General features: G+C 70.1%; 12 protein-coding genes and 1 pseudogene. 9 read left to right on the forward strand and 4 right to left on the reverse strand.

The annotated features are described in order from the left end of the window. The 3 genes and pseudogenes from D7Y15_RS38450 to D7Y15_RS38460 all read right to left on the reverse strand — a co-directional run. Window positions 1-318, reverse strand: a pseudogene (locus tag D7Y15_RS38450) (energy transducer TonB); the annotation flags it as partial. Window positions 319-321: 3 nt separating this feature from the next. Then, window positions 322-816, reverse strand: coding sequence for a protein TolR (gene tolR / locus D7Y15_RS38455; RefSeq protein ID WP_120580673.1), 495 nt, complete (start codon window positions 814-816; stop codon window positions 322-324). Window positions 817-828: 12 nt separating this feature from the next. Beyond that, window positions 829-1,542 (reverse strand): MotA/TolQ/ExbB proton channel family protein, encoded by a 714-nt coding sequence (locus D7Y15_RS38460; protein WP_120580672.1) that lies wholly within the window; start codon window positions 1,540-1,542, stop codon window positions 829-831. 159 nt (window positions 1,543-1,701) lie between these two features. Here D7Y15_RS38460 and D7Y15_RS38465 point away from each other — a divergent pair, with 159 nt between their 5' ends. Together D7Y15_RS38465 and murI are read left to right on the forward strand one after the other, a co-directional pair. Continuing rightward, window positions 1,702-2,712 carry a hypothetical protein gene (locus D7Y15_RS38465; protein WP_148712973.1) on the forward strand — a complete coding sequence of 337 codons (1,011 nt, stop codon included), beginning with the start codon at window positions 1,702-1,704 and terminating at the stop codon, window positions 2,710-2,712. Window positions 2,713-2,845: 133 nt separating this feature from the next. After that, window positions 2,846-3,661: a glutamate racemase gene (gene murI / locus D7Y15_RS38470; RefSeq protein ID WP_121755684.1), complete on the forward strand. Its 816-nt coding sequence runs from the start codon at window positions 2,846-2,848 to the stop codon at window positions 3,659-3,661. A gap of 27 nt (window positions 3,662-3,688) precedes the next feature. On the opposite strand, the gene carF is transcribed toward murI, so the two are convergent. After that, entirely contained in the window at window positions 3,689-4,546 is an 858-nt protein-coding gene (carF, locus tag D7Y15_RS38475; RefSeq protein ID WP_120580669.1) for a plasmanylethanolamine desaturase, read from the reverse strand. A 271-nt stretch (window positions 4,547-4,817) separates the two neighbouring features. On the opposite strand from carF, the gene D7Y15_RS38480 reads away from it, so the two are divergent. From D7Y15_RS38480 to D7Y15_RS38510, 7 genes are all read left to right on the forward strand, one after another. Beyond that, on the forward strand, window positions 4,818-5,390 hold the full coding sequence (locus tag D7Y15_RS38480) for a hypothetical protein (RefSeq protein ID WP_121755685.1): 573 nt from the start codon (window positions 4,818-4,820) through the stop codon (window positions 5,388-5,390). 101 nt (window positions 5,391-5,491) lie between these two features. Further along, window positions 5,492-6,184, forward strand: coding sequence for a cell division ATP-binding protein FtsE (gene ftsE, locus D7Y15_RS38485; protein WP_120580667.1), 693 nt, complete (start codon window positions 5,492-5,494; stop codon window positions 6,182-6,184). Then, window positions 6,181-7,083, forward strand: coding sequence for an ABC transporter permease (locus D7Y15_RS38490; protein ID WP_120580666.1), 903 nt, complete (start codon window positions 6,181-6,183; stop codon window positions 7,081-7,083). The genes ftsE and D7Y15_RS38490 overlap by 4 nt, the downstream gene beginning before the upstream one ends. Further along, entirely contained in the window at window positions 7,080-8,216 is a 1,137-nt protein-coding gene (locus D7Y15_RS38495) for a murein hydrolase activator EnvC (RefSeq protein ID WP_199746036.1), read from the forward strand. Before D7Y15_RS38490 ends, D7Y15_RS38495 begins: the two co-directional genes overlap by 4 nt. An 87-nt stretch (window positions 8,217-8,303) precedes the next feature. Continuing rightward, window positions 8,304-9,164: an alpha/beta fold hydrolase gene (locus tag D7Y15_RS38500; RefSeq protein ID WP_120580665.1), complete on the forward strand. Its 861-nt coding sequence runs from the start codon at window positions 8,304-8,306 to the stop codon at window positions 9,162-9,164. A gap of 84 nt (window positions 9,165-9,248) precedes the next feature. After that, window positions 9,249-10,595, forward strand: a complete 1,347-nt coding sequence (locus tag D7Y15_RS38505) for a S41 family peptidase (RefSeq protein ID WP_121755686.1) — start codon at window positions 9,249-9,251, stop codon at window positions 10,593-10,595. A 67-nt stretch (window positions 10,596-10,662) separates the two neighbouring features. Further along, window positions 10,663-12,199 (forward strand): PEGA domain-containing protein (locus tag D7Y15_RS38510; RefSeq protein ID WP_121755687.1); only part of this gene is annotated, 1,537 nt, incomplete at its 3' end.

Consider the following 12,199-nt stretch of genomic DNA (forward strand, 5'->3'; position numbering starts at 1 on the left):
GGGCACCGCCACGGCGGCGGGGGAGGGCGCGGGCGTTTCCGCGGGCGGCGTGGGCGTGGGCTTCGCCACGACCTCCTTGGGCGGCGGCTGCGCCACTTCCTTGCGCGGCAGGAGCTTGGGGTCACGCGGCTTGCCCAGCCGCACCAGCGACGCGTTGATGGGCTTCTGGTCCAGGTTCACCTTCGGCGCGGACGAGAAGCCCGCGTACAGCAGCGCCGCGGCGACCACCGCCACGTGCCCGACCACGGAGACGACGAGGAAGCGAGACAGCCGTGTGGGCCGTGAAACCAGCAGGCTGTGGGTCACCGCGGAACTCATGGGCTAGCGCTTCGCCTCCTTGGGCTTGCCCTTGGCGCCGGACGGGGCGGGGGCGGCCTTGCCGGAGTTGGACGCCTTGGAGCCCGTGGCCGGTTCCGTGATCATCCCCACGTTGGCGATGCCCGCGCGCTGGGCCGCGGCCATCACCTCCACCACCACGCCGTACGGCACGTCGCGGTCCGCGTGGAGGTACACTTCCTTGTCCGCCTGCGCCTTGGCGTTGGCGGCGAGCTTCGTCTCCAGCTCCTCCAGCGGAACTTCCGCATCCCCGATGTAGACCTTGCGCCCCGCGTCGATGGAGAGGACGACCTTCTTCTCCGTCGCCTCCACCGGGGCCGCCTTGGTCTCCGGGAGATTCACCTTCACGCCCTGCTGGATGAGGGGCGCCGTCACCATGAAGATGATGAGCAGCACCAGCATCACGTCCACCATGGGCGTGACGTTGATCTCGCTCATCGTGGTGCGGCCACCACCGCCCTTGCCTCCGCCCATGCCCATGTGACGGGTCCCCTAGCGGAAGAAGTGCCGCTTGATGATGTTGAGGAAGTCCGCGGAGAAGTTGGACATCTCCGTGTCGAACACCTTGATGCGGCTGACGAACGAGTTGTACGCGACCACCGCCGGGATGGCCGCGAACAGCCCCGCCGCAGTGGCGAAGAGCGCGTTGCCCACCGGCGCCGCCACCGTGGCCAGCGTGGCGTTGCCCTGCTCCGCGATGTTGTTGAACGCGCCCAGGATGCCAATCACCGTGCCGAACAGCCCCACGAACGGAGACGCTGCGCCCACCGTGCCCAGGAAGGACACGCGGTTCTCCAGCTCCGTGATCTGCGCCGTGGCCGCGCGGTTGAGCGCGCGCTCCACGTTCTCGATGCCGCCCAGCTTGGCGCTCATCGCGGCCTCGGCGCCTTCCTTGTTGTCCGTCTGCGCCAGCTTGCTCAGCTCCTCGTAGCCCGCGCAGAACACCTTCGACAGCGGCGAGCCCTCCAGCTTCTGGGCGGACTGATAGATGGCCTCCAGCCGGGACGCCTTCCAGAACGTGTCAAGAAAGGTAAGCGACTGGGCGCGGGCACGCGACAGCTGGGTGGCCTTCATGGCGATGAGGGCCCAGGAGGCGACCGAGACGCCCATCAGGAGGAGGAGCACCGCGAGCTCGATGAACGACGCGTCGCGGATGATCTCCACGTAGTTCATGGCGCCAAAGGCCAGTGGCAGGTGGGGTATCATGGGGTCCAGCGCGTAACATTCCGTCCTCGGGTGGGTCAAACATGCTTACGACGCCCGGTTGCTTTGGACGGCACTGAATAATTCCCGGGGCTGGTCGTCTGGAGGGTTGTTACGGGCCGACGACCTCAACTTCCCGAAACCGAACCACGGATGCCCACCATGAACGCGAGAACGCTCGCCGCATTCCTCTGCCTCTCCTCAGGACTCTCTGGCTGCATCATCGAAGACAACCGCTACCCCGGCGACGTCCGGATGTCGTGGAGCTTCGATGGCGCCACCTGCGGCCAGATGCGGGACATCGACGGTGTGGACATCTACATCGACGGCGAGATCCTCGAGGGTGACGGCAAGTACCCCTGCTCGGCGAACGGCTTCGACGGCATCGTCCTGCACGACTTCGCGCCCGGCACGTACTCGTTCACGGCGCAGGCGGTGGACTACGACGGCGTGGCGGTCTACTCGTACCGCGGCACCTTCTCGGTGGACGGCAACACGGCGGTGCCCATCAACTTCAACACGGGCCGCACGGGTTCCACCGCCTACGCCTATGTGAACTGGCTGTTCCCGACGGAGGCGGGCTCGTACTACCCCTCCTGCGGCCAGGCCGGGGTGGCCTATGTGGATGCCCGCGTGGATGACGGCCCGTGGGGGCGCTTCAACTGCAACCAGGGCAGCGAGGGTCGTTACATCGAGACGCCGGAGTTCGCCCCCGGGCAGCACTACCTGGAGATCGTGGGCGTCGACTCGTTCGAGCGGCCCCTCTACTACTACGGTGGCGGCTTCACCTCGCAGGCGGGTATCCCGGCCTCCATCACGGCGAACACCTGGGCCATTGGCGGCGCCGCGGTGGGCTGGCAGCTCTACGAAGGCAACACGAAGCTCAACTGCAACCAGGCCGGCGTGAGCGAGGTGGGCATCAACTTCCAGGACGTGCACACCAACGAGTGGGTCTACGGAGAGGCCGGCCAGTGGTTCTCCTGCAGCCAGTCCCCGGCCGTCTTCGAGTTCCTGCGCCCCGGTGAGTACTTCGTGTCGCTGCAGGCGAACGGCACGAACGGCCGGCGCTACATCTCGCCCCGGGGAGCGGACATGCTGAGCCTGCGCGTCTACGCCCACGACTTCCCGAGCGCGGCGGAGGCCGCCATCGCTCCGCTCGACCGCGTGCAGTAGTCGCCAAGGCCCACCCGGGCCGGGCGGCATGAAAGGGTCGGAGGCCTTCCAGGCTTCCGGCCCTTCGTGCGTTCTGGGGGGCAGGCGGGCGGTGCGGGGGGCGTTGGCATCAAACGTGATAGGGACTCACCCCATGCGGCAAGACAGCCACGGTCCCATCGGCGTGTTCGACTCCGGCATCGGAGGGCTCACGGTCCTCAAGGCGCTCATGGCGCGGCTCCCTCACGAGCGCACGCTCTACCTGGGAGACACCGCGCGGGTGCCCTACGGCACCAAGTCCGGCGAGGTGGTGACGCGCTACTCGCTGAAGAACGCGGAGTTCCTGCTGGAGCGCGGCATCAAGCTGCTGGTGGTGGCGTGCAACACCGCCTCCGCCGCGGCGCTGCCCGCCCTCCAGGCCGCGCTGCCGGTGCCGGTGCTGGGCGTGATTGAGCCCGGGGCCCGCACGGCGCTCCAGCGCACCCGGGGCGGCGGGGTGGGCGTCATCGGAACACCGGGCACCATCCGCTCCGGCGCGTACCAGCGGGCGCTGGAGGCGGGCAACCCGAAGATCGCGGTGAAGGCGACGGCGTGCCCGCTCTTCGTTCCCCTGGCGGAAGAGGGGTGGACGAACGGCGACGTGCCGCTGCTCGTGGCCCGTGAGTACCTGGCCGGCTTCGCGCGCGATGGGGTGGACACGCTGGTGCTGGGCTGCACCCACTACCCGCTGCTCAAGGGCGTCATCGCCGAGGTCGTGGGGCCGCACGTGTCGCTGGTGGACTCGGCGGAGGCCACGGCGGAGGCGGTGGCCCAGCTGCTGGAGGAGAAGGGGCTGCTGGCGCCAGCGTCCGTGGGCGCGCCCGAGCACGCCTTCTTCGTCACCGACGTGCCGGAGCGCTTCGTGGAGGTGGGGGCCCGCTTCCTGGGGCGCCCCATTCCTTCCGCGGAGCAGGTGGACCTGCGCTTCTAGGCGGCCTTGCCGCCTGGGGCCCGGCCTTCAGCGCACGGGGGGCGTGGAGACGCTCGCCGTGGGCTCCTCGGCGGAGGACTTGAGCAGCTCCTTGGCCGCCTGGATGACCGGCACCTCCTGGGCGCCGTCCACGGCGACGAGCGCCTGGGCGGCCTCCGTGCCGATGTCGTCCTGGCGCGGCAGCTGACCGGTGACCCAGGTGATGAGCCGCTCCATCAGCGGGAAGAAGTGGATCATCTTCAGCGGCCGGTTCATCCAGCCCACGGTGATGCAGTAGTACTGGTTGAAGGGCGCGGTGTGGTGGATGCGGTGGTGGTCCGGCGGCAGGATGAGGTGCACGCGCTGCAGGAAGTTGATGATCGCGGGCGGCTCATCCAGGTGGGACCACTTGTGGAACTGGTTGGTCGCCATCACCCAGAAGATCATCGCGCCCAGGAACGCGGCCAGGAACACCCAGCCCGGGCCGGCGAGCGGCACGGCGACCGCGAGCGCCGCCACCGGCAGCGACACGAGGCAGTTGTTGCCGTTGGTCTCCACGAAGTCGTGGCGGGTGATGGCCTTCTCGTCCACGTGGTGCTCGCGGAAGGGGCGGATGAACGCCTTGCCCAGAACGGGCATCTCCGTGGAGCCCCACGTGTCGCCCATCCAGTGGACGAAGCCGGACACGAAGTCCGCGGCCAGGTAGCCCAGCACCACCGCCAGGATCAGCATCCACGGCCCGGTGTGGTGGGTGCTCCAGAGCTTGTAGACGAGCACGCTCTCCAGGCCCACGAACGCGATGATGGAGGCAATCTCCATGGCGCGGATGGCGGGCGAGTAGCCCTGCGCGAGCGCCTGGGCATCCTGCAGGCGGACCTTTTCCGCGATGGTGTCCGGCTTTTTCATCGGTGGTGTTCCGGCCGCGGCAGGGAGGGAGGGACTGACGGCGCGATCGTCAGAGGGGTTTACGTACCCCAGGGCCTTTCGGCTTTTCAACAGAGCCGCCCATGCCCGCCAGGCCGGTGCCCTCGTGTGGATCCGTACACGGAGGGTGTCAGAAGGTGGCGGACGCACACCGGCGGGAAGCGGGCAGGCACGCACGAAAAAAGAGGTGCGGAGCGCGTGACGCTTACCTTGTGAAGCCTGGACCCCGCTGCTACGGTGCCCGACCTCGGCAATGGCGAAAACCTTCGAAAAAGCCGTCACTGGCTTCAATCACAACATCAAGCACAAGGGGAAGGTCTACCACGTCCAGACCGAGGACTCGGGCGTCAACAACCCCCACATCATCACCCACCTGTTCGTGGGCGGGAACATCCTCGCGTCCAAGAAGACGTCCTACGCGGACATCCTCAACGCGGAGAACCTGGCGGAGGTTGTGCGCGAGTTGATGGAGGAGCAGCACAAGGAGATGCTGCGCAACCTCATCAACGGCGTGTACGACAACTACGAGTCCACGGTCCGTTCGTATCAGCCCGGCCAGCTCGCGACGGACGCGGAGATGGCCGCGCAGCCGAAGCTGCCGCCGCAAGCGCCCGCGCAGCCGCGCCCCCCCACGCCGCCGCCTCCTCCCGTCGTGGCCCCCGCCTCACATCTGCCTCCGGAAGTGGCCGCCGCGCGCGCCCTCAAGGAGAAGCCGCGGATCAACGAGGTGGGCGTGGAGACGCTCTTCGGCGAGGACCTCATCTCCGAGAAGAGCCTGGACGAGGTCATCCTCAGCTACCTGGCGAGCGAGGGCGAGCCCTCCTAAGGCCGCTCGCGCGGTGCTGCCCTCCGGCGACGCCCGGCCCGTTCCTGGGCGGGCTCCGGGGGCGTGGTACGCTGCCCGGAGGGCCTCGCGCTTCTCCGGACATGATCCAGTTCTTCCACGTCTACAAGGCGTATCCCGGCGATCCGCCGGTGTTGCAGGACATCAACCTGAACGTGGAGAAGGGCGAGTTCGTCTTCCTCACCGGCCCGTCCGGCGCCGGGAAGACGACGCTGCTCAAGCTCATCTTCTGCGGGGAGAAGGCCACCAAGGGTCAAATCCTGGTGGGCGGGAAGAACATCGCGCGCATCCGCGAGTCGGCGGTGCCGTACCTGCGGCGCAACATCGGCGTGGTGTTCCAGGACTTCAAGCTGCTGCCCCACCGCAGCGTCGCGGACAACGTGGGCTTCACGCTGGACGTGCTGGGTGTGCCCCGCTCGGATGCGCGCGAGAAGGTGCACCGGATGCTCAAGCTCGTGGGGCTGGAGCACAAGGCGAACTCGCTGCCCCTGCGGCTGTCGGGTGGAGAGCAGCAGCGCGTGGTGATTGCGCGCGCGCTGGTGAACGACCCCACCATCCTCCTGGCGGACGAGCCCACGGGCAACCTGGACCCGGCGCTCACCGTTGAAATCATGGACCTGCTCACGGACATCAACATCCGGGGCACCACGGTGATGGTGGCCACGCACGACGCCACGCTCCTGTCGCGCTACCAGAAGCGCACGGTGCGCCTGGAGCGCGGGCTCATCGTCTCCGACGAGGACGGCGTCAAGGCGGCGCGGCGGATGCTGGTATGAGCGTGCTGTCGAAGGTGGCCTACTTCTGGCGCTCGGCGGCCGGGGGGCTGAAGCACGCGCCCTTCGTGCACTTCATCGCCGTGTCCACCATCGCCATCGCGCTGTTCGCGGCGGGGCTGGCGCGGGGCGCGTCGCACGTGGTGGACAACCTGCTCGCGTCGCTGGGCGGCGAGGTGGAGGTGACGCTCTACCTGGCGCCGCAGCTGGGTGAAGACGAGGTGCACGGCGTCCACACGCGCGTGGTGGAGCTGAGCCACGGCGAGGTGACGGTGGTGCCGCCGGAAGCGGCGCTGAAGCGGCTCAAGCAGGAGCTAGGCGACCTGGGTGAGGCGCTGTCGGAGCTGCCGGAGAACCCGCTGCCCGCGACGCTGGAGCTGCGCGTGCCGGAGGCGCGTCGTTCCCCCGCGGCGCTGTCGGCCCTGGCGAAGGAGCTGCGCGCGCTGCCCGGCGTCACCGGCGTGGACTACGGAGAGGCCGCGGTGGAGCGGCTGTCCGCCATCGCCCGCGCGCTGAGCTTCGGGGCGCTGGTGGCGCTGGTGGTGGTGCTGGGGACGACCATCGTCATCGTCGCGGCCACGCTCCAGCTGGCCATCTATTCGCGGCGCGAGGAGATTGAAATCCAGAAGCTGGTGGGCGCCACCGACCGCTTCGTGAAGGCGCCGTTCCTCCTGGAGGGACTGCTGCAGGGGCTGTTGGGCGCGCTGGTGGCGGTGGGCGGGCTGTGGCTGTTCGGCCGGCTCCTGGGGCCCACGCTGGGCTCGCTCTTCGCGTTCCTCCTGGGGCCGGGCGTGGCCGCGCCGTGGGTGGAGACGCGCACCGCGCTGGAGTTGCTCGCGGCCGGCTGCGCGCTGGGCCTGGGCGGCAGCTTCGTCGCGGTGGGGCGCTTCCTGCGCGTATGAGACGGCTCGTCTGGCTCATGGCGCTGTTGGGCGCGAGCGCCGCGTTCGCCCAGCCGGACGAGGAGGCGGAGCGCGCGGCCATCCGCGAGAAGCTGACCGCGCAGCGCGCCACGCTGGCCCTGGTGGAGGCGAAGAAGCTCTCCGTGCTGGAGGGCATGGAGCTGATGGAGGACATGGCCGCCTTCTCCCGCCGCCGCGTGCGCGCGCTGGAGGGCGACCTGAACCTCTTCCGCCGCCGCGTCGCGCTGGCCGAGCGAGAGGAGGCCGTGCTGCGCGAAGCCCTGCGCGCCCAGCTGCGCCGGCTGTCCCCGCGTCTGCGCACCCTGTACCGGCTCCAGCGCCGCCGCCCGCTGGAGGTGCTCCTGTCCGCGGACGACTTCGCCGCGCTCATGTGGCGCGCCCGCGCGCTGGAGGCCAGCATGGCGGGCGACCTGGAGCTGCTGCGCACCGTGCAGCACGTGGCGACCCTCCAGCGGCAGGCGACGCTGGAGCTGAAGCGGCTGCACACCTCGCTGTCGCAGCGCGTGGCCTTCCTCCAGCAACAGTCGAAGCAGGCCCAGGCGCAGCAGGAGGCGCTGGAGGAGGTGGTGGGGAAGCTGGCCGGCGAAGCGGAGCTGGCGAAGCGCGCCGTGCGCGAGTTGGAAGGCGCGGACGCGGAGCTCACCCGCATGCTGGTGGACCTGCACGAGGCCCCCGCGACGAGCGGCTTCGGCGCCCTGAAGGGCAAGCTGCCCCGGCCCGTGACGGGCATCGTGGAGGTGGGCTTTGGCCGCGTGGTGAACCCACGCTTCAACACCGTCACCGTGCAGAAGGGCGTGGACATCCGCGCCGCGGCGGGCACCCCCGTGCACGCGGTGGCCGAGGGCACTGTCGTCTACGCGGGCTGGCTGCGCGGCTACGGCAACCTGCTCATCGTCGACCACGGCGACGACTTCCACACCCTGGTCGCCCACCTCGCCACCATCGCCGTCGCCGTGGGCGCGCGGGTGACTCCGGGCGACGTGGTGGGGGAGGTGGGAGACACCGGCTCCCTCAAGGGCGCCTACCTGTACTTCGAGGTCCGTCGCGCCGGGCAGGCCGTCGACCCCGCCCCCTGGCTCGCCCCCGCGACCGCCGCCGCCGGGACGCCCTGACATTGTCTGTTTGATGCGCTGCGTCCAAGATGCGGAGGCGTTAGAAGGTGCGGGGCAGCGGTCGTTGGTGAGGAAGGAGGCCTTCGCGTGGACCTGATGGGTGGGATGCAGGAAGCGATGCGCCGCGTGCTGGTGGCGCGGGGCGTGGAGTCGGAGACGGTGAACGTGGGTGGGCAGGCGGTGCACCACTACGCGCTGGAGGGCCAGGGCAAGGGTCCGCCGGTGGTGCTGGTGCACGGGCTGGGCGGGTCCGCCAACGGTTTCGGGCGCACGTTCTTCGGGCTGGCGAAGCGCTTCTCCCGCGTGCTCGCGCCGGACCTGCCGGGCCACGGCTTCTCTGGCGAGTACTGCGGCGGCCCCACCTGCGTGCAGGGCCAGTTCGACGTGCTGCGCGCCTACTTCGAGCAGGTGGTGAAGACGCCCGCCCTCGTGGTGGGCAACTCGCTGGGCGGCGCCATGGCCGTCAACCTGGCCTCCGAGCATTCCGCCTGGGTGAAGGCGCTGGCGCTGGTGGCCCCCGCGGGCGCGGAGCTGACGCCGCAGGCGCTGGCGGCGCTGCTGGGGCACTTCGCGGTGAAGTCGAGCGCGGATGTCCGCGCCCTGACGCGCAAGCTCTTCCACCGGCCGCCCCTGGGCGCGCTGCTGCTCGCGCCGGCGCTGAGCAGGCTCTACACGACGCCCACGGTGCAGGCGCTGGCGGCGGATGCGCTCGCGACGCAGGCGAGCATCGCGCCCCAGGCGGTGCGGGATTTGAAGATGCCGGTGCTTTTCCTCTGGGGCGGCAGCGAGCGGCTCCTGCCCCCGGAAATCCTCGCCTGGTACCGGCAGCACCTGCCCGCCCAGGCGGAGGTGCATGTGGTGGAGGGCTTTGGCCACGTGCCGCAGATGGAGCGGCCGGACGCGTTCGTGTCCCACCTGGTGGGCTTCGCGGACCGGGCTCGCCTCTAAGGGCGGGAATCGTCCGGCGGGCCGGGTGTAGACTCGGGGGCCTTGCGACGGCCCCTTCCACCCGACCCCCGAGGACGCGCTCCCGTGATCCGTTTCCCGAAGCCGTGGTGCATGGGATTCGCCGCGCTCCTGCTGTGGGGCGCGCCCGTGCTCGCGCAGAAGCCAGGGGACGCGGCCGGCCGGGAGGAGTCCGCGTACCGCCAGCTGGAGTTGTTCGCGCGAGTGCTCTCCTACGTGGAGAACAACTACGTGGAGAGCGTGGACCGGAAGACGCTCGTCCAGGGCGCCATCCAGGGGATGCTCGACACGTTGGATCCGCACACCCTCTTCATGCCCCCGGAGGTGTTCCGGGAGATGAAGATCGACACGTCCGGTGAGTTCGGCGGCCTGGGCATCGAAATCGCGCGCAAGGGCGACCGGCTGGTGGTGGTGGCGCCCATCGACGATACGCCCGCGGCGCGCGCGGGCATCAAGGCCGGGGACGAGCTGCTCGCCATCGACGGGGAGAGCACCCAGGGCATGGACCTGGGCCGCGCGCTCCAGAAGATGCGCGGGCCGGCGGGTGGCCGGGTGCTGCTCACGCTCATGCGCGCGGGCTTCAACGCGCCCCGGGAGCTGGCCATCCTGCGCGACCACATCCGCATCGTGTCCGTGGAGAGCGCGCTCTACGACGGCATCGGTCACGTGAAGGTGAAGAACTTCCAGGACCGCACGGACCAGTCGCTGAAAAAGGAACTGGACCGGCTGCGCGCGCTCAACGGCGGCAAGGAGCTGGACGGCCTGGTGCTGGACCTGCGCAACAACCCCGGCGGCCTGTTGGACCAGGCCGTGGCCATGAGCGACCGCTTCCTGCCGGGCAACCTGCCCATCGTGTCCACGCGCGGGCGCGACGGCCGCAACGCCTCCGAGGAGAAGAGCCGCGACCGCGACACGGAGAAGGACTACCCGCTGGTGGTGCTGGTCAACGCGGGCAGCGCCTCCGCGTCGGAGATTGTCGCGGGCGCGCTCCAGGACCACGGCCGCGCGGTCATCATGGGCACGCAGACTTTCGGCAAGGGCAGCGTGCAGACCATCATCGAGCTGGAGGACGGCTCCGGCCTGAAGCTCACCATCGCGCGCTACTACACGCCCAAGGGTCGCAGCATCCAGGAGAAGGGCATCACCCCGGACTTCCTGGTGCCGGAGGATTCCACAGGGAAGCCGGGGAGTGACGCACCCCGGGAGAAGGACCTGCGGGGCCACTTCAAGGCGGAGCCGTCCCAGACGACGTCGGAGGTCGCCGCCCATCCCCGGACCCTGCCCGCGAACCTGAAGGACTGGGCGGTGACGGCGAAGCTCGCGGATCCACAGCTGAAGGTCGCGCTCAACTACCTCCATGGGTTGGCGCCAGGGCCCGCGTCCCGGGCCACCGGGAGCACCGCGGGTCGCTGAAACCCCTTTCGAGGCTGGCGTTCCGCCTCGCAGTGCGTGTAATGCGCACAGCAACGAGGGAGACCGGATGCGACGTCCTTTCAATCGCGCGCTGCACGCGACGCTCAGTGGCTGGCTGGTGGGAATGCTGGCCGTGGGCCCCGCGGCCGCGCAGCAACAACACGTACCGCTGCGGCTGATGCCGCGAACGCTGCCGACGGCGGCGGGCCCCCGCGTGGCGGTGGTGGCCATTCCCGTGGATGCCTCGCTGGAGGGTGAGGCGCTGGCGCTGGCGCACTGGGCGGAGCAGGCCGTGGCCCGCTCCGGCCGGCTGGAGCTGGTCCGTCTGTCGGACGCGCTGGACGCCCAGGGCGCGACCGCGCGCCAGACGAAGGCGGTGGAGGGCAACGCAGCGTTCAAGGACGGCGCCAAGGCCTACGACGAACTGGACACCGTGAAGGCGCTCCAGAGCTTCGACAGGGCGGTGAAGGCCTACGAGCAGGCGGACCTGTCGCGCGCGTTCCCGCTGCTCAGCCGCGCGCGGGTGATGAAGGCCGCGACGCAGGTGGCCAACGGGGAGAACAAGGCCGCGGAGCTGGAGATGCGCGGCGTGCTCGCGGTGGATCCGCGCGCCACCTTCAACCCCAACTTCTTCCCGCCCGAGGAAGTCGCCTTCGTGGAGAAGGAGCGCAAGTCGCAGCTGGAGGGCGCGCAGGCCACGCTGAACGTGAGCTCGCAGCCCGCCGCCGCGCAGGTGTTCGTGGACGGCACCTACCGGGGCGTGTCCCCGCTGGCGCTCACCGGCCTGACGCGCGCGGACCACTACGTGACGCTGGTGGCGCCGGGCTACGCCGTGACGGAAGGCCGGGCGCGCGAGGGCGAGTCCTCCTTCTCGCTCGCGAAGCTGCCGGTGCAGCAGCGCTACGCGGCGCTCGTGGAGCGCATCGCGAAGAACGCCGACGACGAGGAGCGGGACCAGGCGCTGCAGGAGCTGGGCGTGCTCGCGGACGTGCCGCAGGTGCTGGCGCTGCTGGTGCGCGGCGGTCCGGGCAACGCGCCCCTGACCGTCACCGGCCTGCGCATGGACGTGGCGGACGGCCACAACCTGGCGTACGCGATGGGCCAGGTGCCGCGCGGTGACGCGATGGCCACGGGCTCCGAGGCGCTGCTGACGGGGCTCGTCGGCCAGGACGCGGCGCGCGTCGACGGCAAGCCGGTGAAGCACTTCGCTGGCGGCGGAGGCGTGAGCCGCAAGACCGCGGGCTACGTGCTGCTGGCCACGGGCGTGGCGCTCCTGGCGGGCGGCATCTACTTCGGCCTGGAGGCCTCCTCCAAGTCGGACGCGTTCAAGACCGCGCCGCAAGGCAGCACGCGCGCGGAGGACCTGAAGAGCACCGGCAAGACGTATGCGCTGGTGGCGGACATCGGCGTGCTGGCGGGTCTGGTGTCCGCGGGCGCCGGCAGCTACCTGGCGTTCTACAAGAAGGGTGGGGGTTCGTCGTCCAGCGCCCCCGCGAGCCCTCCGGTGGAGAAGGCCGCGCCGGCTCGCGACGAGAAGCCCATGAAGGAGGCGCTGCCCATGCCGCCGCCTCCGCCCGCCGCCAAGACGGAGCCCGCCCCCAAGG

Source organism: Corallococcus sp. AB030, from assembly GCF_003668965.1.
Taxonomy (GTDB): Bacteria; Myxococcota; Myxococcia; order Myxococcales; family Myxococcaceae; genus Corallococcus; species Corallococcus exiguus.